Source organism: Streptomyces sp. NRRL S-646 (assembly GCF_000720765.1).
Classification (GTDB): Bacteria; Actinomycetota; Actinomycetes; order Streptomycetales; family Streptomycetaceae; genus Streptomyces.
The window spans coordinates 170,073-195,682 of sequence record NZ_JODC01000001.1 but is presented as its reverse complement, the minus strand read 5'-3'; the positions used below and the strand labels follow the sequence as shown (position 1 = coordinate 195,682).

The 25,610-nt window shown below is 71.3% G+C and carries 27 protein-coding genes and 2 pseudogenes; 14 read left to right on the top strand and 15 right to left on the bottom strand.

Annotated features, from left to right (window positions below; all coding sequences use genetic code 11):
• Positions 1-14: 14 nt before the first annotated feature.
• Complete coding sequence (locus IH68_RS0100905) at positions 15-1,181, top strand: EstA family serine hydrolase (RefSeq protein WP_030926875.1); 1,167 nt, start codon at positions 15-17, stop codon at positions 1,179-1,181.
• A 130-nt stretch (positions 1,182-1,311) separates the two neighbouring features.
• A complete protein-coding gene (locus IH68_RS0100900; RefSeq protein ID WP_030926873.1) occupies positions 1,312-2,067 on the top strand; it encodes a GntR family transcriptional regulator in 756 nt (251 codons plus the stop codon).
• Positions 2,068-2,290: 223 nt separating this feature from the next.
• On the opposite strand, the gene IH68_RS51600 is transcribed toward IH68_RS0100900, so the two are convergent.
• A complete protein-coding gene (locus tag IH68_RS51600; RefSeq protein WP_051833032.1) occupies positions 2,291-2,950 on the bottom strand; it encodes an STAS domain-containing protein in 660 nt (219 codons plus the stop codon).
• Between IH68_RS51600 and IH68_RS56185 the strand changes: the two genes are divergently transcribed.
• Positions 2,897-3,304: a hypothetical protein gene (locus IH68_RS56185; RefSeq protein WP_030926870.1), complete on the top strand. Its 408-nt coding sequence runs from the start codon at positions 2,897-2,899 to the stop codon at positions 3,302-3,304. The genes IH68_RS51600 and IH68_RS56185 overlap by 54 nt on opposite strands.
• Positions 3,305-3,322: 18 nt before the next feature.
• Here IH68_RS56185 and IH68_RS0100885 read toward each other — a convergent pair whose 3' ends face one another.
• A complete protein-coding gene (locus IH68_RS0100885; protein WP_030926868.1) occupies positions 3,323-4,048 on the bottom strand; it encodes a class I SAM-dependent methyltransferase in 726 nt (241 codons plus the stop codon).
• 96 nt (positions 4,049-4,144) lie between these two features.
• Here IH68_RS0100885 and IH68_RS0100880 point away from each other — a divergent pair, with 96 nt between their 5' ends.
• Positions 4,145-4,540, top strand: a complete 396-nt coding sequence (locus IH68_RS0100880; RefSeq protein WP_030926866.1) for a nuclear transport factor 2 family protein — start codon at positions 4,145-4,147, stop codon at positions 4,538-4,540.
• A gap of 4 nt (positions 4,541-4,544) precedes the next feature.
• Here IH68_RS0100880 and IH68_RS49400 read toward each other — a convergent pair whose 3' ends face one another.
• From IH68_RS49400 to IH68_RS0100830, 9 genes are all read right to left on the bottom strand, one after another.
• A complete protein-coding gene (locus IH68_RS49400) occupies positions 4,545-5,144 on the bottom strand; it encodes a DUF1353 domain-containing protein (RefSeq protein ID WP_051833029.1) in 600 nt (199 codons plus the stop codon).
• A 138-nt stretch (positions 5,145-5,282) separates the two neighbouring features.
• Positions 5,283-5,468 (bottom strand): hypothetical protein, encoded by a 186-nt coding sequence (locus IH68_RS0100870; RefSeq protein ID WP_030926859.1) that lies wholly within the window; start codon positions 5,466-5,468, stop codon positions 5,283-5,285.
• 277 nt (positions 5,469-5,745) lie between these two features.
• Entirely contained in the window at positions 5,746-7,185 is a 1,440-nt protein-coding gene (locus IH68_RS0100865) for an MFS transporter (protein ID WP_037884421.1), read from the bottom strand.
• A 171-nt stretch (positions 7,186-7,356) separates the two neighbouring features.
• The gene (locus IH68_RS0100855; protein ID WP_030926857.1) at positions 7,357-8,613 is read right to left on the bottom strand and encodes an RNA polymerase sigma factor; all 1,257 of its coding nucleotides are present in this window, start codon (positions 8,611-8,613) and stop codon (positions 7,357-7,359) included.
• A complete protein-coding gene (locus IH68_RS0100850) occupies positions 8,610-8,888 on the bottom strand; it encodes a YciI family protein (protein ID WP_030926856.1) in 279 nt (92 codons plus the stop codon). The genes IH68_RS0100855 and IH68_RS0100850 overlap by 4 nt, the downstream gene beginning before the upstream one ends.
• The gene (locus IH68_RS0100845; protein WP_030926855.1) at positions 8,885-9,628 is read right to left on the bottom strand and encodes an SgcJ/EcaC family oxidoreductase; all 744 of its coding nucleotides are present in this window, start codon (positions 9,626-9,628) and stop codon (positions 8,885-8,887) included. Before IH68_RS0100845 ends, IH68_RS0100850 begins: the two co-directional genes overlap by 4 nt.
• A 92-nt stretch (positions 9,629-9,720) precedes the next feature.
• Complete coding sequence (locus IH68_RS0100840; RefSeq protein WP_030926854.1) at positions 9,721-10,779, bottom strand: LLM class flavin-dependent oxidoreductase; 1,059 nt, start codon at positions 10,777-10,779, stop codon at positions 9,721-9,723.
• A complete protein-coding gene (locus IH68_RS0100835) occupies positions 10,779-11,288 on the bottom strand; it encodes an SRPBCC family protein (protein ID WP_030926853.1) in 510 nt (169 codons plus the stop codon). The genes IH68_RS0100840 and IH68_RS0100835 overlap by 1 nt, the downstream gene beginning before the upstream one ends.
• A 104-nt stretch (positions 11,289-11,392) precedes the next feature.
• Entirely contained in the window at positions 11,393-11,893 is a 501-nt protein-coding gene (locus tag IH68_RS0100830; RefSeq protein ID WP_030926852.1) for a winged helix-turn-helix transcriptional regulator, read from the bottom strand.
• Between the two features lie 159 nt (positions 11,894-12,052).
• Here IH68_RS0100830 and IH68_RS0100825 point away from each other — a divergent pair, with 159 nt between their 5' ends.
• Positions 12,053-13,198, top strand: coding sequence for a chitinase (locus IH68_RS0100825; RefSeq protein WP_030926850.1), 1,146 nt, complete (start codon positions 12,053-12,055; stop codon positions 13,196-13,198).
• Between the two features lie 27 nt (positions 13,199-13,225).
• Complete coding sequence (locus IH68_RS0100820) at positions 13,226-14,002, top strand: NPP1 family protein (RefSeq protein WP_030926847.1); 777 nt, start codon at positions 13,226-13,228, stop codon at positions 14,000-14,002.
• 14 nt (positions 14,003-14,016) lie between these two features.
• Here IH68_RS0100820 and IH68_RS59045 read toward each other — a convergent pair whose 3' ends face one another.
• On the bottom strand, positions 14,017-14,142 hold the full coding sequence (locus IH68_RS59045) for a hypothetical protein (protein WP_267883701.1): 126 nt from the start codon (positions 14,140-14,142) through the stop codon (positions 14,017-14,019).
• A gap of 8 nt (positions 14,143-14,150) precedes the next feature.
• Positions 14,151-15,071 (bottom strand): zinc-binding dehydrogenase, encoded by a 921-nt coding sequence (locus tag IH68_RS0100810; protein ID WP_030926846.1) that lies wholly within the window; start codon positions 15,069-15,071, stop codon positions 14,151-14,153.
• Positions 15,072-15,508: 437 nt separating this feature from the next.
• Here IH68_RS0100810 and rho point away from each other — a divergent pair, with 437 nt between their 5' ends.
• From rho to IH68_RS0100800, 3 genes and pseudogenes are all read left to right on the top strand, one after another.
• A complete protein-coding gene (rho, locus tag IH68_RS0100805; RefSeq protein ID WP_030926844.1) occupies positions 15,509-16,651 on the top strand; it encodes a transcription termination factor Rho in 1,143 nt (380 codons plus the stop codon).
• Between the two features lie 98 nt (positions 16,652-16,749).
• Positions 16,750-17,032: pseudogene (locus IH68_RS52545) on the top strand (transcriptional regulator); the annotation flags it as partial.
• A gap of 194 nt (positions 17,033-17,226) precedes the next feature.
• On the top strand, positions 17,227-17,769 hold the full coding sequence (locus IH68_RS0100800) for a GNAT family N-acetyltransferase (RefSeq protein ID WP_030926842.1): 543 nt from the start codon (positions 17,227-17,229) through the stop codon (positions 17,767-17,769).
• A 66-nt stretch (positions 17,770-17,835) separates the two neighbouring features.
• Here the strand turns inward: IH68_RS0100800 and IH68_RS0100795 are convergent.
• A pseudogene (locus tag IH68_RS0100795) lies at positions 17,836-18,183 on the bottom strand (VOC family protein); the annotation flags it as partial.
• 208 nt (positions 18,184-18,391) lie between these two features.
• Here IH68_RS0100795 and IH68_RS0100790 point away from each other — a divergent pair.
• Positions 18,392-18,811: a YciI family protein gene (locus IH68_RS0100790; RefSeq protein ID WP_030926839.1), complete on the top strand. Its 420-nt coding sequence runs from the start codon at positions 18,392-18,394 to the stop codon at positions 18,809-18,811.
• Positions 18,808-19,953, top strand: a complete 1,146-nt coding sequence (locus IH68_RS0100785; protein ID WP_030926838.1) for an RNA polymerase sigma factor — start codon at positions 18,808-18,810, stop codon at positions 19,951-19,953. Before IH68_RS0100790 ends, IH68_RS0100785 begins: the two co-directional genes overlap by 4 nt.
• Positions 19,954-20,307: 354 nt before the next feature.
• Here the strand turns inward: IH68_RS0100785 and IH68_RS0100780 are convergent, their stop codons facing one another.
• The gene (locus IH68_RS0100780) at positions 20,308-21,720 is read right to left on the bottom strand and encodes a hypothetical protein (RefSeq protein WP_030926837.1); all 1,413 of its coding nucleotides are present in this window, start codon (positions 21,718-21,720) and stop codon (positions 20,308-20,310) included.
• Between the two features lie 521 nt (positions 21,721-22,241).
• Here IH68_RS0100780 and IH68_RS0100775 point away from each other — a divergent pair.
• From IH68_RS0100775 to IH68_RS0100765, 3 genes are all read left to right on the top strand, one after another.
• Positions 22,242-23,381, top strand: a complete 1,140-nt coding sequence (locus IH68_RS0100775; protein ID WP_030926834.1) for an ABC transporter substrate-binding protein — start codon at positions 22,242-22,244, stop codon at positions 23,379-23,381.
• A 131-nt stretch (positions 23,382-23,512) separates the two neighbouring features.
• On the top strand, positions 23,513-24,772 hold the full coding sequence (locus IH68_RS0100770; protein ID WP_030926832.1) for a sensor histidine kinase: 1,260 nt from the start codon (positions 23,513-23,515) through the stop codon (positions 24,770-24,772).
• Positions 24,769-25,416: a response regulator gene (locus IH68_RS0100765; RefSeq protein WP_030926828.1), complete on the top strand. Its 648-nt coding sequence runs from the start codon at positions 24,769-24,771 to the stop codon at positions 25,414-25,416. Before IH68_RS0100770 ends, IH68_RS0100765 begins: the two co-directional genes overlap by 4 nt.
• Positions 25,417-25,610 lie beyond the last annotated feature (194 nt).

Genomic DNA, 25,610 nt, shown 5'->3' with positions numbered 1-25,610 from the left:
CGACGGAGGGGCCCATGGCGGAGCACGAGCCCGAGGTGCACGGTTACTGCGACGAGCGGTTCGCCGCGGTGCGGACAGCACTGGAGGAGAACTTCCGCGACCGGACGGAGCTCGGCGCCGCGGTCGCCGTCACCGTCGGCGGCACGACCGTCGTGGATCTGTGGGGCGGGTGGGCCGACGCGGCGCGCACCCGGCCCTGGGAGCGCGACACGCTGGTCAATGTGTGGTCGACGACCAAGGGTCCGGTCGCGCTGTGCGCGCACATCCTCGCCGACCGGGGGCTGCTGGACTTCGACGCGCCGGTGGCCGCCTACTGGCCCGAGTTCGCCGCGGCCGGCAAGGACAAGGTCCTCGTACGGCACCTGCTGTCGCACCGGGCGGGACTGTCCGGGCTGCGGGAGCCGCACTCGCTGGAGCAGCTCTACGACTGGGAGTCGACCACGCAGCGGCTCGCGGCGACGGAGCCCTGGTGGGAGCCGGGGACGCGGTCCGGGTACCACGCGTTCACCTACGGCTTCCTCGTGGGTGAGGTGGTGCGACGCGTCTCGGGGCTGCTGCCGGGTGCCTTTCTGGAGCGGGAGGTGACCGGGCCGCTGGGGATCGACTTCACCGTCGGACTGCCGGAGAAGGAGGCAGGGCGGGCGGCCAAGCTGGTGCATCCGCCGGCCGCGTCCAGCAGCGAACAGGCCGCGATCTTCAGCCAGTTGGGACCGGAGGCGCTCGCCGCGCTGGCCAATCCGCTGGTGGGCGCGAGCGAGGCCAACACTCCGGAGTGGCGGGCCGCCGAGATCCCGGCCGCGAACGGCCACGGCACCGCACGGGCGGTCGCCGCGCTCTACGGGATCTTCGCGGGCAGGGGGACCTACGACGGCCGTCGCATCCTGTCCCCCGAGGCCGCCGAGCGGGTGCGTGAGGGGCAGGGCAGCTGCCGGGACCTGGTGCTCGGCGCCGGGCTCGCGCACGAGACGGAGATCGGGCTGGGCCTGTGGCTGAGCGGGCCGAACGGATCGTACGGACCCAACCCGCGGGCTTTCGGACACGACGGCTTCGGCGGCTCCTGCGGGCTCGCCGACCCTGAGGCGGGTGTGTCGGTGGGGTATGTGATGAACCGGATGGGGCCTCAAATCGCGGACGACCCGCGAAAGATGGCCCTGATCGAGGCCGTGTACCAGGCGCTGTGAGCGGCGCTCGGCGCGGACCGGTTTCGGCCGAACCACCGGGTCGGTCTTCCCTGGTGGTTTAGACCAATGCTAGATCTGGTGGCGCAATGAGCCCGCACGGCTACGTTCCGTCACCAACAGGAGGCGCGGCATGGCCCGCACCACCCCGCACGACCTTCCCCTGCCCGAAGGCGAACACGGAGGGGATCCGCTGTACTGGCGCGTCGCGACACAGTTGCTCGGCGAGCTGCGCGACGGCACCGTCCCGCCCGGTGAACGGCTGCCGGGCGAACGGCAGCTGGCCGGGCACTTCGGTGTCAGCAGGGAGACCGTCCGGCAGGCACTGGAGGTGCTGCGCCGGGACGGTCTGGTCGCCACCGACCGGCGGGGCAGCCACGCCACGCTGCCCGGCCTGCCGGTGGAGACGACGTCCTCGCTGACCTTCCCGGTCGGCGCCCGGGTCGCGGACGCATACGCCGTCGACCGGGCCACGGTCACCTGGGAGACTCCCCCGCCCGAGCATGCCGAGGCCCTGGGGCTCGCCCCGCACCGGCAGACGCTCGTGCACCGCTACGAGTCGGCCGGCGCCGACGGCCGCGGGCGCCGCACGGCCGTGACCTCGTTCTCCGCCGTGGCCCTCTCCGAGGTCGAGGAGCTGGCCCGCTACCGCGACCGCGCCGACGGCGCCGCCTCCGCCCAGCTGCGCCGCGCCTACGACTGGATGCGCAGGGCGGGCCTGACCCTGCACCACCGGGACTCCATCACCCCGCTCGCGGACACGCCGTCGGTGCGGGTCAGGCGGCGCGTGCACGACCAGTACGCGCGCCCGTTGGAGATCACCGACCTGGTCGTGGACGCCCAACCGGACGCCCTGGTCTACGAGTTCACGCTGCCCGCCGCGGGATGACCGCGCCCCGGGCGCCGGAAGTACAGCCGTACGACGGAGCCCGAGGAGTCGAGGTCGGCGGCGGCCGGCTCGGGCGGCAAAGAGCCGGACCGCCGTCACCAGGTCGTACGTCCGCTGCTCGGTCAGCCCCAGGCGGGGGGCGTACGCGGCGAGGGCGCGGCGGACGGCGGCGGTACGGCCGCGGGCGAAGGGGATGCCGTCTGCGGCCAGGCGGGCCGGGGCGTCACTGTCCTTCTCCTTCCTGTCCTTCCGGTTCGATGTGCAGGCCCGGGACCCGGTCCCAGCCGGTCACCCGCATCACCCGCTGGACGTGCGGGGCGACGCCGGACAGTCCGAGGGTGCCGCCCGCCGCGTACAGGCCGAGCGCCGTGAACACCAGCAGGCGCAGCGCGCCGACGTCGATGAAACGCAGCTCGCGCAGGTCGAGATGGATACGGGCGCCGTCCGCGGCGCGTGCCCGGGCGCGGGCCGTCTCGGCGCGCAGGGCGCGGGCGACGGCCGTGACGTTGGTGTCGTCGACCTCTCCGGCAAGGGCGAGGCCGTGTGGTGCGAAAGTGCGGGTGATGGCGAGGAGGTCGTCGCGCCACACGTCGTCGGCGCCGACCCGGCCGTGGTGCAGCCCGGCGAGCGGGGCGAGTTCCGTCTCGTCGAAGATCCGGCGGTCGTACTGGCAGATGCCGAGGACCGGCAGCGAGGAGAAGACGGGGTCGAGCAGCAGCTCGCTGTCGTGCAGTGTCTTGAATTCCTTGCCGGCCAGGCCGCTTTCGAGCGGTGCGCGGCCGTGGCGGAACGGCTGCGTGCCGAGTGCGCCAAGCGCGCGGAGCTGTGGATGCGGGCCTGGGGCGACTTCTTCGTCTCGCTCGCCGGGGTCGGTCTCGGCCACCCGGACGAGGCGGTGCTCTCGGCGCGCGAGGCACTGACCGCCAAGTGGCGGGTGCACGACCGGATCGGCGCCGCGGCGGTCGCCGACCTGCTGGTGGTCGCGCAGGCCTCGCGGGGCGAGGAGGAGCTCGCCGCCCGCCTCCCGGGCATCAGCCGGCGCCTGTGGCACGCGGCCGGCCTGCCGCAGCTCGGCAGGCCCGACCGCACGGTCTTCCACCGCGAGTACGAGCGCCGGCTGCGCGCCTCGCTGGGGGACGCCCGGTTCACCGAAGCGGTGCGTGAAGGGCGGGAGTTGGGGCCGGACGCGGCAATCGCACTGGCGCTGGGCGGCGTGGCCGACGTCTCCGGCCTGTGACCGCTCTCCTCGCCTCGGTCAGGACCGTACGGCCGTGACCATCCGCACGCGCGGGCTTCCGTCGCCGCGCCGCCCGAACTCCGGCAGCTCCTGAAGGCACACCCGGAACCCGGCCCACTCCAGCTCCCGTCGCACGTCCCCGAGCCGGAAGGCCCGGTAGTACATGACGAACGGCGGCCGCCACAGGGCGTTGCGCACCCGCATGACCGCGTCGAAGCCGAGCAGCAACCAGAACCCCGGGGAGGTGGGCCGCGGCGGGGCCAGGACGGGGAAGGCGAAGGTGCCGCCGGGCCGCAGCACGGATTGGACCTGGGCGAACAGCTCCGGCAGTTCCTTGGGCAGGAAGTGCCCGAACGCCCCGAAGCTCACCACCAGGTCGAAGGCGCCGGGAGCGAACGGGAGCGCGCGGGCGTCCCCCCGCACCCAGGAGACGGTCGGCCCGGCCGGCCGTACGCCCTGTCGGGCCATGCCGAGCATGCCCGCACTGAAGTCGACCCCCGTGACGCTCCGCCGGCACACTCGCGCCAGCACGTCGACTCCCGCGCCGGTGCCGCAGCACAGGTCGAGCCCCGCATCGTAGGGCCCCGTCCGCGCCAGCGCCGAGGCGACGGCGTCGAGCACCGTGTCGGGGGTCCGGAAGGGGGTGTGGTCGAACTTCGGGGCGAGCAGGTCGTAGCCGTGCTCGACGGACGAGAGCGCCTGGACGGCGAGCTCGCGCAGACTGGGACCTTCGGGGCTGAACATCAAGCGTCAGCTTAGGGGAACGGACGCTGGACACGACCTCCACAGCTGATTATTCTCATCGGCACCTACTCAACTAATTCACTATGAGGTGTTCGGATGCGTGCGTTCCGCGAGGCGGTCGAGGCCGGCGACATGGCCGCCGTCGAGGCGCTGCTGGCGGAGGACGTCGTCTTCACCAGCCCGGTGGTGTTCAAGCCCTACCCGGGCAGGGCGATCACCGCGGCGATCCTGCGCGCGGTCTCGCAGGTCTTCGAGGACTTCCGCTACGAACGCGAGCTCGCCGGGGCCGACGGCCGCGATCACGCGCTGGTGTTCGCGGCACGGGTGGGCGACCGCGAGCTGAGCGGCTGCGACTTCATCCATGTCGACGAGGAGGGCCTGATCGACGAACTGACCGTCATGGTGCGCCCGTTGTCCGCTGCGCAGGCGCTGGCGGCGGCGATGGGTGCACAGTTCGACCGGATCGAGAAGGAGGCGCAGGCGAGGTCCTGACGGCTCAGCTCGTCTTGAAGAGCAGCTTGGGGTGGTTCGGTTCCTTCCTGAAGGCCTTCAGCAGCAGGTAGAGGAACTTCTCGATCAGCCAGAACAGGACGAGCCAGACACTGATCACGACGGCCGGGACGGCCAGGAACACTCCGGCCGGTACGGCGACCAGGAGCCATCCCGCGGCTCTCTTCAGGACCACGGGCGAGCGGACCGCCCGCCACATTCCGCCTTGCCGCAGGACATCCCACATGCCACCCGCCCGGACGCCGGCCCACATCACCCAGCGGCGGGCCAGCGCCACGTCGAGTTCCTTCATCGAGTCACGGAAGACCCTGTCGGCCTCGGCCCGCTGCATCGAGTGCTGCCCGCACAGATAGTCGTGCAGGATGGCCGACCGGGTGTACACGCCGTAGCGCGGGAACAGCCAGACGAACGGACGCGGCACCGACGCGAAGTCCGTGTTGAGCGGGATGCGGACCGCAATGGGCTCGGTCGAACCCCCGAGATGCTCCGGGTTCTTGTAGCAGAACTCCTGCTGGAGCTCCCAAAGCTTTCCGGCCACCGTCGCCTTGACCACGACATCGCCGGTGAAGGGATCTGTGCGATCCATGCTGCCCGCCTTCCTCGGATCGAGTCCCGCACCGGAGATATAGCCGCAAATCCACCGCGGCAAGCACCGCGGGTCGACCGGAACTGCGGGCGCCCGAGTCGACCTGGTCCCGGCCGGCCGTCTGTCCGTCCGTCCAGGTCAGGCGACGGTCAGTGTGATTGCACCCGTGTACGACTTCCTGGCGGTGATGGCCGTCACGGTGCCGTCGACACTCATCGTCACTGACTTGCCGCGCGGTGCCCTCACGGCGACGTCGGAGGCGAGGGTGAGCGCGGTCAGATACGAGGTTGCGGTGACCGTCCACGTCCACAGCACGACCGTCACGCAAGGCGACCCGTTGTCATGAGGGCCCCAATGAGGGCGCGCAGCGCGGGACCCGGCACCATCCCCGCCCGCTGTGAGCCGCCGCTGGTGGGCGCAATGAAAAGACCGCCGGGCGGGGACGAGAAACGGCGGGAGTCGGTGACGTCAGGACAGCCAGTCGGTGTAGCGCGTGGGCGCGAGGTGAGCTTCCTTGTCGGCAGGCCACCAGTGCCTGGCCCACATCCCGACACGACAACGCCTCGCAGCGGTGCGAAGGTTCCGCGGCGAGGCGCGGTGATCACGACCGCACTCGGCCCCTCGTGGCCCCGGCGGTCGGCGCGGGCTGCGTCTGCTGCCCGAGCGGCGTGCGCAGCAGCACCAGCGCGCACGCCAGCCCCGCCGCCGCAAGAGCGGCACATGCCGTGAACGCGGACCGGTAGCCCTCGGTCAGGGCAGCGAGCCGTTCCGGGCCAACGCTGTGGGAGAGGGCGACAGAGGTGACGACGGCGACCCCGAACGCGCCGCCGATCTGGAAGGCCGCCGTGTTGATGCCGGAGGCCACCCCGGACTCCCGCTCCCCCACACCGGTCAGGGCGGCGATGGAACCGGCCACCGCGCAGGCGCCGAGGCCCGGCCCGAAGAGCAGCAGGCCGGGCAGGAGATCACGGAAGAAGGCCCCGTCCACCGGGACTTCGGCCAGCAGCAGGCTGCCCGCGCCGACCAGGGCGAGTCCGCCGACGGCGACCGGTCGGGCGCCGATGCGGGTGACCAGGGCCTGCCCGACGTAGGAGCCGACGACGGCGCCGGCCGGCATCACCACGTTGGCGAGACCGAACTTCAGCGGCGAATAGCCGAGGACGTCCTGCCCGTATTGGGACAGCGTGTACGACATCCCGAAGGCGGCGGCGCCGAGCATGAAGACGACCAGGTTGCCGCCGCTGACCGGACGCGCACGCAGCAGGCGCAGGGGGACGAGGGGTGCCGTGGAGCGGGCCTCGATACGGATGAAGAGCGCGGCGAGCAGCACGGCCGCGGCCAGCAGGCCCGTCGTGCGCGCCGACAGCCATCCGGCGCGGGGCGCCTCGACGACGGCGTACACGCAGGCGACGAGCGCGGCGGTGGCGGTGAGTGCGCCGGCCGGGTCGTAGGCGCGGGAGCGTGTCCCGGTGCGGCTTTCGCGCAGCAGAAGGGGAGTCAGGGCCAGCAGGAGCAGCGCGACGGGGACGTTGAGGAAGAAGACCCATTCCCAGCCCAGGGCGTCGGTGAGGGGTCCGCCGATCAGCAGGGCAGCGGTGGCGCCGAAGCCGCCGCTGCCGGACCAGACGGCGAGGGCCTTGTTGCGTTCGTGGCCCTCCTCGAAGGTGTTCACCAGGAGGGAGAGGGCGCTGGGCGCCATTACGGCGGCCGACACGCCCTGGACGGCGCGTGCCGCAATCAGCACTCCGGCACTCCAGGCGCACCCGCACAGCAGCGACGACAGCCCGAACAGGAGCGTTCCGGTCATGAACACGCGACGGCGGCCCAGCAGGTCGGCGGTGCGACCGCCGAGGAGCAGCAGGCCGCCGAAGCTGAGCAGATAGGCGCTCATCACCCACTGGGCGCCGTCCGCGGACAGGCCGAGGCCGCGGGTGATCGACGGCAGCGCGAGCAGGACGATCTGCGCGTCGAGGATCACCATGAACCCGGCGACGCAGAGCAGGACGAGCGCGTACCAGCGGCGGGCGTTGTCGGCGATCACGGTCAGCCTCCCAGCCGGAGGCCCGCCAGCCAGACGTCGGGGGTGCCGGTGGTCGGGCGTGCCTGCCGCAGCGAGGCGAGGAGCCGGCGAAGCCTGCTGGGGCGGGGGGCGTGCGTGGTCATCGGGACCTCCGGTCTCGTTCGGCTGTTTCACCCCACCGACGAACGGCTCCTACGCGGATCGACACTCCGCGAGCCGCTTCTCCAGAAACCTCCGCTCGGCGTCGTTCTCCACGAGCTCCAGCGCCCGCTGGTACGCCTCGGCGGCCTCCGTCCTACGTCCGCTGCGGCGCAGCAGGTCGGCGCGGGTGGCGGGCAGCAGGTGGTAGCCGTCCAGGTCGCCTTCGTCTTCCAGTTCGGCGACCAGGGCGAGGCCGGCGTCGGGGCCCTCGGACATACCGACGGCCACGGCCCGGTTGAGGCGAACCACGGCGGAGGGCACGAAGCGGGCCAACTCGCCGTACAGTCCGGCGATATCGGCCCAGTCGGTGTCTTCGGCCGTGGCGGCGGTGGTGTGGCAGGCGGCGATGGCCGCCTGGATCTGGTACGGGCCGGGGCGGCCGCGGCGCAGTGCCGTCTCCAGCAGGGTGGCGCCCTCGTCGATCTCGGCGCGGTCCCAGGCGCTGCGGTCCTGGTCCTCCAGGGTCACCAGTTCCCGGGCAGCGTCCACGCGCGTGTGCCGGCGGGCGTCGTGCAGCAGCAGGAGGGCGAGCAGGCCCAGCGTCTCGGGCTCGTCGGGCATCAGGCGGGCCAGCACACGCGCGAGGCGGATCGCCTCCGCGCACAGGTCCGTACGCACGAGATCGCCGCCGGTCGTGGCCGCGTACCCCTCGTTGAACAGCAGGTAGAGCACACCGAGCACGCCCGTGGTGCGTTCGGGCAGGAGGTGCGCGGGCGGCACCCGGTAGGGGATGCCGGCGTTGCGGATCTTCTTCTTGGCGCGCACCAGGCGCTGCGCCATCGTCGCCTCGGGGACCAGGAAGGCGCGGGCGATCTCCGGTGTGGTCAGTCCCGCGAGGGTGCGCAGGGTCAGGGCGACCCGCGCCTCTATGGGCAGCGCGGGATGGCAGCAGGTGAAGATCAGCCGCAGCCGGTCGTCCTGGACGCCGCTGTCGTCCCCGTCGTAGTCCGGGTCGTACGGTCCCTCGTCGCGCGCCAGCACTGCCGCCTCCCGCAGTTTCGCCGCCCCCACCGCCTCCCGGCGCAGCACGTCGAGGGCGCGGTGGCGGGCGGTCGTGGTCAGCCAGGCGCCGGGCCGGCGCGGCACTCCGTCGCGCCGCCACCGGTCCAGGGCCTGCGCGAAGGCGTCCTGCGCGCATTCCTCGGCGAGGTCCCAGTCGCCGGTCACCCGGATCAGGGTGGCGACGACCTGGCCCCACTCCTCGTGGAAGGCGGCGGCGACGGCCTCCTCGACATCGGGCACGTTCATTCCCGGACCGGCCTCACCTCGACGGTGCCGCCGCCGAGGGCGGCGGAGTGCTTGGCGGCGAGGGCGATGGCCTCGTCGAGGTCGTCGGCCTCCACGAGGTCCACGCCCGCGATGTACTCCTCGGTGCGGGCGAACGGCCCGTCGCCAAGAAGGACTTCGTCACCCGCGGCGCGCACGGTGGTGGCATCGGCGGGCGGACGAAGGCGGGCAGTGACCCGTGTGGGGGCGGGCTCCTCCTCGTCCGCGGGGGCGCAGACGAACAGCACGTACTTCACGGCCGGTCCTTTGCCGGGTGGGCGTCCGGGGCGGGCGAGACGTGCTCGTGGGTGATCAGCCAGCGCAGGCCTGCGTTGCGGTAGCCGGTGGTCACGCGCAGCACGTCGTCCAGGTGGGTGCCGTCCGTGCGGGTGGCTCGTGTCCGCACGAAAGCGTGGGCGAACGCGATGCTCTCGTCGACGTGGATCCGCAGCTCCAGGACCTCGCGGGTCACGGGCCCGGTGACGGTGGCGAACTCGTCCTCCACCGCCTTGCGGAAGGCGTCGAGGCCCTGCCGCTGTCCGCCGTCGGCGAGGTGGAAGATCTCGACGTCCGGTGCGTAGCAGGCCAGCATCCGCTCCACGTCGCGCTCGCGGGCCGCCTCGGTCAGCTCGGCGTCGAGCCGACGGACCGACGTTTCCTCGTCCTCCTCGTCCCACATCGGCCAGAAGGGGCGTACCTCCATGGCCCCGATGGTGGCCACCGGGTGCTTGGCGGCGGCCTCGACGGCCTCCTCCAGGCTGTCGCACTCGAGGACGTCGAATCCGGCGACGTACTCCTTGGTCTCCGCGAACGGCCCGTCGGTGCGCAGCACCTCACCGCCGCGCACCCGCACGGTGACCGCCTCGGAGGGCAGTGCCAGCCGGTGGCCGTGCAGCCGGACGCTGCGGTCGCCGAGCTCTTCCACCCAGGGTTCGACGGGTGCCATGCCCGAGGCGTCGGCGGTGTCGTCGCCGCAGACGAGCAGCATGTACTTCATGGGTCCTCCCGGTCGTCACGAGCTTCCTACACCCCACCGACGAACGGGGGCCGCCGCAATCGACAGCCCGGGTGAACCGTCCCTGGACGGGCTCACTCAGGGCCGTCGACCTCCCGCACGAGTTCGATGGCCCGGCCCAGGGTGGCGAGCCGGTCGTCCAGGGTCTGCCCGGCGGGATAGAGACGAACGGTGTTCACGCCCGCCTCCCGCCACACCCGCAGCCGTGCGCGGACCATGGACTCGGTGCCGATCAGTGTCGTACCGAGCACCATCTCGTCGCTGACCAGGCCGGCCGCACCGTCCCGGTCGCCCGCCTGCCACCGCTCGCGCACTTCGGCGGCCACCTCCGCCCAGCCCTGGCGGCTGTAGGCATGGTTGTAGAAGTTGGTCGACGCCGAGCCCATGCCGCCGAGGCTGAAGGCCAGTTCCTTCTTGCGGCCCGCCACCATCGCGCCCAGTGCCTCCTCGTCGGAGGCGAAGGCGACCTCGGCGCCCTGGCAGACGTCCAGGTCTCTGCGGCTGCGGCCGCCGAGGGCCAGTCCTTCGTCGAGGTGTGCGAAGTAGGCCCCCGCCGCACCCTCGGGCACGAAGCTGGTGCCGAGCCAGCCGTCGGCGATTTCGCCGGTCAGTCGCAGCATGGCCGGCGACAGGGCGGCGAGGTAGAGGGGGATGTCGTGTTCGGCCCGCGTCGACAGGCGCATGGGGACGGCGTCACCGCCGGGCCGCGGGATGGTGAACTCCCTTCCGGAATAGGAGAGTTTGCTGCCGTCGAGCACCCGGCGCACGATCTCCACGGTCTCCCGCACACGGGACAGCGGCCGGGCGAAGGGGACCCCGTGCAGCCCTTCCATCACCTGCGGGCCGGATGCCCCGAGGCCCAGCAGGAACCGTCCGCCGGAGAGGTTGGACAGTGTGATCGCGGTCTGCGCGACGGCCACCGGGGTGCGGGTGCCCACCTGTATGACGCCGGATCCCAGCAGCATCCGGTCGGTGCGGGCGGCGTAGTACCCGAGGGCGGATGGCGCGTCCGAGCCCCACGCCTCGGCCACCCAGCAGATGTCGAGGCCGAGCTTCTCGGCCTCGACGACGAAGTCGGCCTGCTCCGACCAGTGTTCACCGGCGGAGGCCTCGATCGTGGTCGCGGTGCGCATCAGTGGGCCTCCGCCAGCTTCTTGATGTGCTCGAGGGTGACGGTCATGTTGTGCTCGAACTCCCGCATCCGCACGAACACGATCTTCTGTTCCTTCTCCGGCATCCGGTCGATCGCCACGGACAGACCGGAGCGGCCGGGTCCCAGCTGCATCCACTGCGAGAGCTCGGTGCCGCCGCCTCCCGCGTGCAGCCGGAAGCGCCAGATCGCGGAGGGCTCCGCGGGATCCTGCACGGCCCAGGCGAAGAGGCGCTCCGGCTCGTACTCGATGACGTACGAGGTGGTGGACCAGTCGCCGAACGCCGGGTGCTTGCTACGGCCGAGGAACCGGGCGCCGACCGCCGGCCCGGTGGCGCCGTCGAGCCATTCGACCGACTGGAGTTCGTCGCTCAGGCTCGGCATCAGCCCGATGTCGGTGACCAGCGCCCACACCCGCTCCGGCGGGGCGCCGATCCAGGTCCGGACCTCGACGGTGGGTTTGTCCGTGTAGTGCGCGCCGGTCCACTTCACACCGGTCAGCCTCCTCGACGATAAGGGCCTGACCACCAGAGTTGCTTTATAGAACTTTGGCTGTCAAGAGTCACCGGGGAGTTCCGTCGGCACTGCCGGCGCCGTCAGGCCACGCCGAACCGGCGCTGGATGTCGGGCCGTTGCCGCAGTCGCTCGGGATAGCCGGGGCCCATCCGCATGGAGGTGTCCTCGGCCCGCAGGGGCTCCCGGCACTCGGCGCAGACCACCTCGGCCTCGGTGTCGTGGCCGCACGCGTCGTGGTGGAAGACGACCGGGGCGCCCGCCTCATTTGCCAGCCAGCGGTCGCCCCACCGGGACATCGCGGCGAGCACACCGAAGAAGTCCCGTCCTTTTTCGGTCAACACGTAGTCGTGGCGCAGGGGTTCGTCCTGGTAGGGCCGCTTGTCGAGCAGACCTTCGTCCACGAGGAGGCGCAGCCGGTCGGCCAGCGTATTGCGGGCGACGCCCAGCTCCTTCTGGAACTCGTCGAAACGGTGGATCCCGTAGAAGGCCTCGCGCAGCACGAGGGGTGTCCACGCATCACCCACCAGGTCCATGGTTCTGGCTATGGAGCACGGCCAGTTCGAGAACGACGTCCGTTTCATGTCCTCACGATAGCCAGTCTCACGATGAGACCCAGGGTTTCAGCCATCAACTTCACCTCTTTCCTTAAGTATTGACGGATCCCATCGACCCTGCCATGGTCTGGACCAGCTCGCATCACTCTCCCCTTCCGCAGCACTTGCCAAGGAGCGAGGTCCACCATGGCCACCCCCCACCCCCGTTGGTTCCGTCACAGACGAGCCACCTTCCAGCGCCTCACGCTTGCAGCCGTGCTCGCCGCCCTCCTCACCGCCTTGCTGAACGTCACGCCCGCCTCAGCGGCGGACGGCCAAATCACGGGCCTCGCTGGAAAGTGCGTCGACGTGGCCGGAGCCAACAGCGCCAACGGAACTGCCGTCCAGCTCTACGACTGCAACGGCACCAACGCCCAACTCTGGTCCGACCCGGGCGACGGCACCCTGCGGGCGCTCGGCAAGTGCCTCGACGTGGTCGACCGGAGCACCGCCGACGGGGCCGCCGTCCAGCTCTGGGACTGCTCGGGCGGCGCCAACCAGCAGTGGGTGGTCACCGGCGCGCACGACATCGTGAACCCGGCTGCGAACAAGTGCCTGGACGTGCGGGACAACAACAGCGCCAACGGCACTCGTCTGCAGATCTGGACCTGCTCGGGCGGGGCGAACCAGAAGTGGAACGCTCCCGGAAGCGGCGGTGGCGGAGGCAATCCGTCAGGCTTCGTGGTGAGTGAGTCGCAGTTCAACCAGATATTCCCGAACCGGAATTCGTTCTACACCTACAGCGGACTGACCGCCGCGCTGGCCGCCTACCCAGGCTTCGCCACCACCGGCAGCGACACCGTCAAGAAGCAGGAGGCCGCCGCCTTCCTGGCCAACGTCAGCCACGAGACCGGCGGTCTGGTCTACGTCGTCGAGCAGAACACCGCCAACTACCCCACCTACTGCGACTGGAGCCGGCCCTACGGCTGCCCGGCCGGCCAGGCCGCCTACTACGGCCGCGGCCCCCTCCAGCTGTCCTGGAACTTCAACTACAAGGCCGCCGGCGACGCGTTGGGCATCGACCTCCTGGGCAACCCCTGGCAGGTGGAGCAGAACGCCTCCGTGGCCTGGAAGACCGGCCTGTGGTACTGGAACACCCAGTCCGGCCCCGGCACCATGACCCCCCACAACGCCATGGTCGACAGCGCCGGCTTCGGCCAGACCATCCGCTCCATCAACGGCTCACTGGAATGTGACGGCAGGAACCCCGCCCAGGTCCAAAGCCGCGTCGACGCCTATCAACGCATCACCGCCGTCCTCGGCGTCGCCCCCGGCAACAACCTCTACTGCTGACGCGAAACCGTCCAACCAGGAGCTGTCATGGGCAAGTTGCCCTCCCCCAAGAACCTCACGAAGGCCGTCGTCGGCGCTCTCGGCGCGCTGACACTCGTCGTGGCGATCCCGGCGAGTGCCCACGCGAACGTCCTGCAACTGCTGCCGCAGAACGCCGACGGCCTGGAGCAGACCTTCTCCCCGGCCTACGACTACGACGGCGACGGGTGTTACGCCACGGCCGCCATCGGCGCCGACGGCACCATCAACCCCGGCCTGAGGCTGGGCGGTGACGTCAACGGCCACTGCCACGACATGGCGCAGCTGGCCAACGCCAACACCTACTCACGCGAGAAGTGCAACAACGGCTGGTGCGCAGTGATGTACGCCAGTTACTTCGAGAAGGACCAGGCCACCCTGGGACCGGCGGCCATCGGGCACCGGCACGACTGGGAGCACGTCGTGGTGTGGATCAGCAACAACGAGGTCCAGTACGTGTCGGTGTCGCAGCACAGCGGTTATCAGGTCGCCGCCCGCTCGTCCGTTCGCTTCGACGGCACCCACCCGAAGATCGTCTACCACAAGGACGGCGTCTCGACGCACTGCTTCCGCTTCGCCAACACCAACGACGAGCCGCCGGAGAACGCCACCCACGGCTGGTTCTACCCCCGTCTGGTCGGCTGGAACGGCTACCCGACCGGCTTCCGCGACAAGCTCCTGAGCGCCGACTTCGGAGCCGCCACGATCAAGATCAAGGACGGTGATTTCTCCTACGCCCTGACCCATTCCATGCCTGCCGGGATCCCGTTCGACCCCAACGCCTGACCGGCAAGTCCTGTTCACGAGAAGAGGCCGGGGCCCGTGACCCGGCCTCTTCTCGTGATCGGTACGACGTTCACGGCCGCGGAGGTCAGCGAGGAGACGACGCAGATGAAGCCGATGCCGAGTAGCAGCACCGGCCCCATGAACGCGATTACTCGATGTCGAGGATCGCCTTCCCGCGCAGACTGCGGCTGCCGAGTGCCTCCACGGCATCCGCGATCTTGCCCCAGGGGCCGCGCCAGCCGACCGGCACGCGCAGCTTCCCGGCGGCGACCAGGGTCAGCAGCCGCCCCAACTGCGCCTGCCGGTCGGTGAGTCCGCCGCCGTTGTAGACCGACACGATCGCCTTGGGCACCGGGCTGCCGAGCGTCGACCCGACAGGCAGCACGGCCTCCCGCCCGGAGGCCCAGCCAATGCTCTGTACGCTGCCGCCGGACGCCAACAGGCTGTAACCGGCGGACAGTTGGTCACCGCCTACGGTGTCGATGACCACGTCGACCGGCCCGGTCGCCTCACCGGCCGCGCCCACCACCTCGTCCGCCCCGAGTTCGGCAACCCACCGCCGCCCGTCCTCGGAACCGGCCACCGCGATGACCTGCGCCCCGCCCAGCCTCGCGAGCTGGACCGCGAACCCGCCCACCCCGCCGGAGGCCCCGGTCACCAGTACCCGGCGGCCCAGCAGCGCCCCCGCCTGGTCGAACGCCCGCAGCGCGGTGCCCGCGGCAACCGGCAGCGCGGCGGCCTCGCCGAGGTCGACGCCGTCCGGAACGACGGCGACATCGGCCACGTCCATCGCCCGCAGCGCCCCGAATCCGCCGCCCTCCGCGAATCCCACGACCCGGCTGCCGGGCGCCGGCCCGGTGCCGTCCGCCGCGGCGCCCACAACGACGCCGGCCGCATCGAAGCCGATCACCTCGCCCGGCGCCGCCTGCTGCGCGAACCACAGCTCGGCCGCGTTCAGCGAGGTGTGCCGGACCTCGACGAGGACCTGGCCCGGTGCAGGTCGCGGGTCCGGGGCCTCCCCCAGGCGCAGCCGTCCGGGTGCCTCGGGGTCCACGATCAGTGCGCGCATGACTTGCCCTTCTCATCGTCGGACACTCGTCCCACGCCAACTGTGACCGATCCGGAGTTCTTCCCGCCTGCGCCGGACGGCGGCCGACTGCATCTCGTCGAGTTCCGCCGGATGCGCGGAATAAGCGAGGCCATCACCGCGTTGGCCTCTGCAGAAGAGTGGTTTGGCGCCGCGCATGCTGTGGTAACGTCCAGTCAGCACTTGTGTACGCCCCCCCTTGAGGGCGCCGGTGCCAGTTCCTCTTCAGTTCGCCGTATCGCCCACCGTCCACGGTCGGCGCACCGGCTTTCCAGCACCGCCTCGCGACCGGCACGGCTGTGCCGTCTCCGAGGTGCTGTTCCCGCCGCCGAAGGCGCTTTGTCCGCCTCCGTTCCGCGGCCTCCCACCCCTTCCTTCCGCATGTCTCATGCCATCCGTCCTCGAAAGGACCGACCCCCATGACCACCACTCTCGAACACCCCCCTGCCAAACAGGAGCCCACGACCCAGGTAGCCACCGGTGTCCTCGACATCGATGCGGGCGGAAAGGGGCACCTGCGCGCCGCCGGCCTGCTGGCCTCGCCGTCCGACGTCTCGGTGTCGCCCGCGCTGATCCGCCGTCACGGCCTGCGCAAGGGCGACTTCGTCGAAGGCGTACGCGACGGCCGGCGCGCCCTGACCGAGGTCGTACGGGTCGACGGGCGCGCGCCCGACGAACTCCGCGGCCGCCGTCACTTCCGCGACCTCACACCCCTGCACCCCCGCGACCGGCTCCGCCTGGAACACCCCGCGGCCGGCCTGACCGGGCGCGTCGCCGACCTGATCACCCCCGTCGGCAAGGGGCAGCGCGGACTGCTCGTTGCCCCGCCCAAAACCGGCAAGACCGTGCTGCTTCAGCAGATCGCGGCCGCCGTCGCCGGCAACCACCCCGAGTGCCGCCTGATGGTGGTGCTGCTCGACGAACGCCCCGAGGAAGTCACCGACATGCGGCGCTCCGTGCGCGGCGAGGTGTACGCCTCGACCTTCGACCGACCGGCCAAACAGCACATCGCCCTGGCCGAACTCGTCGTCGAGCGGGCCAAGCGGCTCGTCGAAGCCGGCGAGGACGTCGTCATCCTGCTCGACTCACTGACCCGGCTGTGCCGGGCGCACAACAACGCGGCCGCCGCCGGTGGCCGCACACTCAGCGGCGGCGTCGACGCGACCGCGCTGCTCGGACCCAAGCGGTTCTTCGGCGCAGCCCGGCTGGCCGAAGAGGGCGGCTCACTCACGATCCTCGCCACCGCGCTGGTCGAGACCGGCTCCCGCGCCGACGACTACTTCTTCGAGGAGCTCAAGAGCACCGGCAACATGGAGCTCCGCCTCAGCCGCGACCTTGCCGCCCGCCGCGTCTTCCCGGCCGTCGACATCAACCCCTCCGGCACCCGCCGCGAGGAACTCCTGCTGCCTCCGGCCGAGTTGACCGCCGTGCACGGCCTGCGTCGCGCCCTGCAGACCCGCGACGGCCAGGCCGGCCTGGAAACCCTGCTGGAGCGCATGCGGGACACCCCCGACAACGCGACGTTCCTGCGCCGCATCCAGCCGACGCTGCCCGCCGACTGACACGGCCCGGCGACGACGGCTCACGCCCACCGGCACCGACGAGGTCCACGCGGTGTGGCGGAAGATTGCCAGTCGAGGGCGAGCGCGATCAGCGGGAGCGCCTGGTCGAGCTGGTCGGTGAACAGTCCACGCGTGACGAGCAGTTCGCCAAGTGGTGGGGAGACCACAAGGTCGCCGCCCGCACCGTGGCACGAAGACCCTCAACCATCCGGTCGTCGGCGAACTCGTCCTGGACTGGGACACCTGCACCGCCGACACCGACCCCGACCAGCACCTGACCGTGTGGACCGCCGCCCCCGGCCCCCCACCCACGAGCGGCTGCGCATCCTCGCCTCCTGGGCTGCCGACCAGGACCTGTCACCCTCCTCGGCCCTCGGCTGACCATGGCAGCGTCGGCGATGGCAACCGCTCGCCGCGCGGCGGGGGGAAGGCCCATGGGCATGGTGCCTGCTCGGCAGTTGAGGACTGTCCGGGACACCGTGTCGTCGGTTCAGAAGCGGTTGCCGCTCCCGCACCAACTGAGGCGATCTGTAATTGGTTTGCCGCCGGCCGGCCCGGTCGGATAGGAAGCTTGCGTGCTTAGAGGGAGCAAAGTCGGGCTCAGGGCCCGGCACGAGGACGACATCCCGATACTGCGGGCCGAACTCTACGACGACGTGGTCAACGCCTCGCGGGCCGAAAGCGGGCCGTGGCGGCCGGTCACGCCCGGTTCGAAGGACCCGCGGCTCTTCGTGGACGACACGAAGGAGGGGAGCGTCCAGTTCTCCGTGGTGGAGCTGGAGGGTGACACCCTGGTCGGCACCGCGACGCTGTGGGGCATCGACAACCACAACCGGTCCGCGCACATCGGGCTGGGCCTGCTGCCGTCCTCCCGCGGCAAGGGCTACGGCACCGACGTGGTCGCGGTGCTGTGCCACTACGGTTTCGTCGTGCGCGGCCTGCAGCGACTGCAGATCGAGACGCTGTCGGACAACGCCGCGATGCTGCGCTCCGCCGAGCGCAACGGCTTCGTCCGCGAGGGCGTCCTGCGCTCCTCGGCCTGGGTGATGGGCGAGTTCCTGGACGAGGTGCTGCTCGGGCTTCTCGTCCAGGACTGGAAGCCCGACTCGACGAACTAGACCGTCGGCGCCCAACAGCCATAGTCCGACTGCGAGTTGCACGCAGTCAGTCGTCAAGGCTCAGCATCAGGACAGGGCGAGGACCCAGAACTCGTGGCCCTCCGGGTCGGCCAGGCACGTCCACAGAACGTCGCCCTGGCCGACGTCGAGGTCGGTGGCGCCAAGGGTCCGCAGCCGGGCCACCTCCGCCGATTTGTCGTCACCGGCGTGCGGCAGCAGGTCGAGATGGACGCGGTCGGGCACGGTTTTCACGTCTGGCGTGCGGAGGAACTCGAGATACGGGCCGACACCCTCGGCAGAGCGCAACGACGCATGGCCGTCGCTCACCTCGTGCTGCGTCCAGTCCAGCGCCTCAGCCCAGAACCGGGCCATGGCCCGCGGGTCCGCGCAGTAGACGACCACCGCGGCGATCGGCACGACCGCCGGGGCGTCGACAGCCTTGATGTTCGCCTGAACAGGTCGCTGTGCCATGCCGGCGATCCTGGGCATCCGCTCTGCCACGCGGCCGGACTGTTCATCCGCCAGAAAAAAGTTGGACGGCGATGTCGAGAATTCGTGCCGGGCTCCGTCCCCGGAGTGCACGCGACCACAATGGGTCGCACGAGCACCGAGGAGATTCACGATGGCCAAGTACCTGCTGCTGAAGCACTACCGCGGAGCCCCGGCCGCGGTGAACGACGTGCCGATGGACCAGTGGACCCCGGAGGAGATCTCGGCGCATCTGCAGTACATGAACGACTTCGCGGCCCGGCTGGAGAAGACCGGCGAATTCGTCGGCGGCCAGGCGCTCGCCCCCGAGGGAGCATGGGTCCGCTACGACGGTGAGGGGCGCCCGCCGGTCACCGACGGACCGTTCGCGGAGACCAAGGACCTGATCGCCGGCTGGATGGTGATCGACGTCGACAGCTACGAGCGCGCCGTGGAGCTGGCCGGGGAGCTGTCGGCCGCCCCTGGGGCGGGCGGCAAGCCGATCCACGAGTGGCTGGAGGTGCGCCCGTTCCTGGCCGCGAACCCCAGCACCACGGAGTGCCCTCATCGATGAACGAGGTCCTGCTCAGGAGCCTCACGCCGAGTGTGCTCAGCGTCCTCGTCCGCCGCGGAGCCGACTTCGCGGCGGCCGAGGACGCCGTACAGGACGCGCTCGTCGAGGCACTGCGCGTGTGGCCGGCCGACCCGCCGCGGGATGCCAAGGGCTGGCTGGTCACCGTGGCCTGGCGCAAGTTCCTCGACGCCACGCGGGCAGACGCCGCCCGCCGCCGGCGTGAGGACCGCGTCGAGGAGGAGCCGGTGCCCGGGCCGGCGCCCGCGGTGGACGACACGCTCCAGCTCTACTTCCTGTGCGCCCATCCCTCGCTCACACCGTCGTCGGCGGTCGCGCTCACGCTGCGCGCCGTCGGCGGGCTCACCACCCGCCAGATCGCCGAGGCCTACCTGGTGCCCGAGGCGACCATGGCGCAGCGGATCAGCCGGGCCAAGCGCACCGTCTCCGGCGTGCGCTTCGACCGGCCCGGCGACGTGGCCACCGTGCTGCGCGTCCTCTACCTGGTCTTCAACGAGGGCTACTCCGGCGACGTCGACCTCGCCGCCGAGGCCATCCGGCTCACCCGGCAGCTCATGGCCCGGGTGGACCATCCGGAGGTGGCCGGGCTGCTCGCTCTCATGCTGCTCCACCACGCCCGGCGTGCCGCCCGGACCGCGCCCGACGGCAGCCTGGTGCCGCTCGCCGAGCAGGACCGTAGCCGGTGGGACACGAAAATGATCGCCGAGGGCGTGGCGGTCCTGCAGGCCGCCATCGCCCGCGACCGGCTGGGCCCGTATCAGGCCCAGGCCGCCATTGCGGCTCTCCACGCGGATGCGCCCGCCGCCGAGGAGACCGACTGGGTGCAGATCGTCGAGTGGTACGACGAGCTCACGGCCCTGACCGACAGCCCCGTCGTCCGTCTCAACCGAGCGGTGGCCGTCGGCGAGGCCGACGGACCGCGCGCCGGCCTGGCCGCGCTCGCGGAGCTGGACACCGCGTTGCCCCGCCACGCCGCGGTGGCGGCCTACCTCCACGAGCGCGACGGCGACCTGGCGACGGCGGCACGGCTGTACGCCGAGGCGGCCCACAAGGCATCCAACCTCGCCGAACGCGACCACCTGACCCGCCAGGCCGCCCGCCTCAACGCCCGCCTACGACCCTGACCGCTCGCTTCCGGGGTTCCCGGCGCGTGTGCGAGGGATTTCGGCACAGCGCGTCGCTCGGGCCACGCACCGGCCCGGTGCGCCGCTGGGCCGGTCACCAACACGGCGGAGAAGCGCCTGGGCATGGTCGCCGAGACCTGGCAGGAGGGCCGGGCGGGCGCGCTGCCGCGGGCGGCGCAGCTGCTCACAGCCGACGGTGCGGTCACCGGCGCCCTCTCCGGCGGACGGCGCGGCGCCGCGGTCGCCTCCGGCTCACCCTGCTGGCGGGATCGGCGTGCACCCGCTTCGGCGTGTTCGCGGCGGGCATCGCCTAGGCGGACGGCCGTGCCCCGAGCGTCATGAGCGGTCCCGAGGTCAGCGGTCGGTGGGGTACGACGGGCGGGCGCGGCCGACCGTCAGCCGGGCCGGGCGGTACGGGACGTATGCCGCCCCGTCCAGACCGAGCGCCGTGGCGGACCGCTGGAGCGCTGCCGGGGTCGCGGCGTCGTCCCAACGACCGGTGGTGACGCGGTGTTCGAGAGCGTGCAGGGCGGCCACGGTCTCGGCGGTGGTGAACGTGCAGTGGCCCTGCCGCTCGACGTACGCCTGCCGCAGCAGCGCGCCGTCGCCGGAGGCACGCACGCGGGCGGCGAAGCGGTTCTCCTGCTGCACGGGGACCAGGTTGTCGGCGGTGGTGTGCACGTCGAGCAAGGGCACCTGAAGTCCCTGGCCCGCGGAGGAAGTCCGCTGCGCGGTGCTGACGGCGGCGGGATCGGCGGTGATGGTGGCGCCGTCGGTCAGCGTGCGCAGTTCGGCACGCAGGTCGAGACCGGCTGCCCGGTAGAGGGCACGCACCTGGGAGGCGTGTTCCGAGCCGGCCAGCAGACGGGCGTAATCCACGCCGCGGTTCCAGGAGTTGTTGCCGCCGACGGACTGCTCGATGGCGTACCGGCCGCCCTCGACGAACGACAGGATGCCCTGCGCGAACCAGTCGTACTGCTGCTCCTCCTGGCCCGCCCAGTCGGTCGCGGCGGGCCGGTCCTTTCCGGGCGACCAGGCGGGCAGGTTGAGGAAGGCGGCGGCCAGCGCCACCCGGGCCCGGCCCTGCGGGGTGGACTGCGCGGCGGTGACCGCCTTCGTGAGCAGGTCGGCGGTGGCGGACGCCTCGGCGGAGGTGCCGAACCGCACCAGTTTCACGTCCTGCCCGGGCAGCAGCAGGCGGGCAATGGTGTATTCGGCGTCCAGTTGGTAGTTGTCCAGATCAGTGCCGCCCGCGACCAGACCGCACTGGCCGAGCGCACCGTCGATGCGCCCGCCGCCGTCGCGGGCGAGCTGCGCATTGACGAGACCGCCCATGGACTGGCCGACGGCCAGGGTGCGCCGCGGCGTTCCGATCTTCGCGGTGACGGCGCCGAGCGTGGCGAACTGGTCGCGTTCGGCGCTGTTCAGGGCCCACATCGAGCCGTGGGGGTCGTACGACGAACCGGCCATCGCGTAGCCCTCGGCGAGCAGCTCGGTGCGCACGGCGTCGGTGGGGGCGTCCCTGGCGACGGTGGGGCCGAAGCCGTGGCTGAACAGCAGCAGGGTGCCGTTCCAGTGCTCGGGTACGTCCGCGATCCAGGTGGCACCGTCGGCGAGGGTGCCGGTGAGGTGGGTCGTGGCCGGGGTGTCCGCCTGGGCGGCCGGTGAGGGGAGGGTGGTGAGCGCCGCGGACGCCAGCGTGACCAGGGCGGTCAGGGCGATGCGCAGACGAGTGCGGGGAATGCGGGTACGGGTTCCGGCAGGCATGGTGCGGCTCCTTGAGGGGGGATGCGGGCGTGCGGGGCGGGGCCGGAGCAGATGCTCAGTGCACTGAGCGAACGCGTCGAGGAATGTAGGGCTCTTTTATTTCCGCCGTCAAGAGAGTGCACAACTTTGAGTCCGCGGTAGGCGGCCCCGGGTCGGACGACGCCCCGAGTTCCCAGCGCCCCCTGAACCCACTCCCGCTCGCCCTGAACCTGAGTGGCTTCCACCGGACGGAGCGGCTCGCCGACCTGCCCAGTCGACTGACCGCGTTCTGCGCACCCGGATGCCGGCCTGGTCGTCCTCGGCCACGTCGAAGGCGCCCCTGATCCGACCCGCTCAACGGCACGACAACCGCTGGGCTCGGAAGTTGCGTTCAACCGATCGGTTGAACGCGGCTTCCATCTCTGGGAGAGCTCATCGGTCCGCACGGACGACGCGAAGTTTCGTCGGGCCGCACCAGAATGACGACGGCTCGTGGCGCGCACCGGGCCCTTTACGCCACCCCCTGAGAGAGGTCTCTTGGCATGCCCAGTTTCCCCAGCAGACGACGTGTCCTCGCCGTGGGTGCCGGTGCCGCCCTCGGCGCCGGTGCCTTCGGAGCCTCGGCGCTTCCGGCGTCGGCCTCCCCCGCTGCGTCGGGGCGATCGTCCCGGCGGGAGGAGACGAGGTCGCTCGACGAGCTCTACCGGGCCGCTCTGGCGGAGGGCGGGAAGCTCGTCGTCTATGCCGGCGGTGACACGCCGACTCAGCAGGACGGCACCAAGGCCGCCTTCAAGGACCGCTTCCCGGAGATCGACCTGACGCTGATCGTCGACTACAGCAAGTACCACGACGTGCGGGTGGACAACCAGTTCGCCACCGACACCCTCGTTCCGGACGTGGTGCAGTTCCAGACCCTGCAGGACTTCGACCGCTGGAAGCAGCAGGGGCGTCTGCTGCACTACAAGCCCGCCGGGTTCTCCAAGGTCTACGACAAGTTCAAGGACCCGCAGGGCGCGTGGGTGGCCACGGGTGCGATCGCCTTCAGCTTCCTGTACAGCACCGCGGCGCTCGGCTCGGACGTCGAGCTCACCCCGCGCGACCTGGTCGACCCGAAGTGGAAGGGCCGGATCGCCTCGTCGTACCCGCACGACGACGACGCCGTCCTGTACCTCTACACGCTGTACGCCCAGAAGTACGGGTGGGAGTGGGTGGCCAAACTCGCCGCGCAGGACGTGCAGTTCGCGCGGGGCAGCAATTCCCCGGGTGACGCCGTCTTCGGCGGGCGGAAGCCGATCGGCATCGGCACCGCGGGGTCGGCAACCGGGTCCTCCCCGGTGAAGTTCGTGATCGACGCACCGCACCCGTTCATGGCCTGGGGCCAGCGGACGGCGATCCTCGAGCAGGCCAGGAACTCCACGGCCGCCAAGCTGTTCCTCAACTGGCAGTTGTCCAAGGAGCACCAGCAGGGGTCCTTCAACGGCTGGTCGGTACGTACCGACGTCACTCCCCCGGCCGGTCTGAAGCAGATCTGGGAATACCCCAACGCGCACGTGGACGGCTTCCCCCGCTTCATGGCGGACCGCGCCGAGGTCGAGCGCTGGAAGCAGACGTTCGCGCTGTACTTCGGCGAGGTCAAGGGCGACCCCACACCGGGCTGGCTCGGCCTGCACCCGGGAGCCTGACCGCCGGCGGGGCTGCCGTCTCCGTACGCCTCGCGCGGCGGAAGCGCAGCCCCGCTCTTCACCTGAGCCATACAGACCGTGGATAGACTCGAACCCCTGTCCCAATGGATCTTTCATCCAGGGGGTTTGTCGTGTCCGACCCCGGCCCCGTCCGCGCTTCCACGGCGTCCGGCCGCAGACGGTTCGCTCCGAGGCAGCTACCGCACCTGTTGTTCTTCCTCGTGGTCGGCGCCGCGCTGGTTCGTCTCGCCCGGCTGAACCTCCCGCTGTGCTGGGACATCGTGACCGTCAGCGGGCTGCTCGCCGTGACCTACTCGGCCGGGCTGGCGCTGCGCCCCAGGCTCGGCAGGCGCGCCCGGTACGCCTGGGTCGTCGTCCTCCTCCTGCTGTGGGCGATCCTCGTCCTGCTCACCCCGCCGCCCCTGACCGGCGCCTACGTCTGGTGTGCCGTGCCGCTGGCGTGCGTGGCGCTGTACACGCTCAGCGACCGTGCAGCCGGTGTGGCACTGGCCGCCATCACGGCCCTGCTCGTCGGTCAGCTGACCCGGACCGCGGGCGGGTTCGACCCGGAGATGGTGCTGATCCCGGTGGCGGCCGTGTGGGGCACGGTGGCTCTGTACCGGACGCAGCAGCGGAACGTCGCGGAGCGTCAGCGGCTGGTCGAGGAACTGCGCAGTACGCGGGACGTACTGGCGGACGAGCGGCACCGCAGCGGTGCGCTCGAGGAACGTGCGCGCATCGCACGGGACCTGCACGACACGCTCGCCCAGGAACTGTCCGGGAGCCTGATGCTGCTGCAGGCGGCCGAGCGGGACTGGGAGGAACGGCCCGAGGTCGCCCGGGCCCGCGTACGCGCCGTCGCCGACGGCCTGGATGCGGGGCTCGCCGAGACCCGGAGGATCATCCAGGACCTTGCCCCGCCCACGGTCACCGAAGACGGCTTGGCGGCTTCCCTCCGGTTGCTGTGTGCCCGGGCCCAGCAGCTGGGCGGGGCCGGGCCCGTGCGGTTCCACACGGTGGGAACCGCGGCCCTCGGTCTGGACGAACAGGCCGCCACCACCTTCTTCCGGGTGGCGCAGAGCACGCTGGCGAACGTCCGCGAACACGCCCACGCGTCCAGCGTGTCGGTGACGCTGCGCCATCTCGCGGACCGGGTCGAGCTGGAGGTGTGCGACGACGGTGTCGGCTTCGATCCCGCCTGCCTCGGCGGGTCGGTCCGGTCGGGCCGGGGGTTCGGTCTGCCCTCGGCCCGGGAGCGGCTGCGCCGGGAGGGCGGCGACCTGGCGGTCGACAGCACCCCGGGGCGGGGCACGCGGATTCGGGCCAGCGTCCCCTGCCACCCGTCGCGGCCCGGCCCGCAAGCGCCACTGTCCGTGGCGGCGGCCCGATGACGGGCGCGGCACGGCGCGTTCTGATCGCCGATGACCATCCGGTCGTACGGGCCGGGCTGCGGGCCCTGTTGGAGGGCGCAGCCGATCTTGACGTGATCGCGGAGGCAGGCAGCGGGGAGGAGGCTGTGCGGCTGGCCCTCGAGCTGGTACCCGACGTGGTGCTGATGGATCTGCGTTTCGCTGGGACGACCTCTGGCATCGACGGGGTCGAGGCCATCCGCCGGCTGGCCGACGAGGCTCCGGGCATGCCTGTGGTGATGCTGACGAGTTATTCCGGACGGGCCGACGTCGTGCGCGCGTTGGAGGCCGGCGCGCGCGGTTACGTCCTCAAGGCGGGGCCGCCCGAGGACCTGTTCCGGGCCGTGCGCAGTGCCGCCGAGGGCGGTCTGGGCCTCGCGGCGGACGTGGTCGGCGACCTCGTCGGGCAGGTTGTCAGCCCCGCACCGGAGTTGACGCAACGGGAGAGAGAGGTCGTCCGGCTGATGGCCGACGGGCACAGCAACCGCTCCATCGCGGATGCTCTGTACCTGGCAGAGGCGACCGTCAAGACACACCTGGTGCGCATCTACCGGAAGCTCGGCGTCGACAACAGGGCGGCCGCGGTCGCCGAGGCCGTCCGCCGGGGTCTGCTGGAACTCACATGAGGACCGCCGCCGCTGCGCCCCTAGAGCATTTCGCTGCCTGTCACGCTCCGCCATGGCCCGGATCGGGCACCGGAGCAGCGGTATCCGGCACCAAAGCGGGAAACACAAGAGGTAATTCAGCCCCTGAACTGCACTTCCAAGCCATCTCACCGGGCATTATCGGGCAGATTCCTGCCCATTGCGGGCCGGTAAAC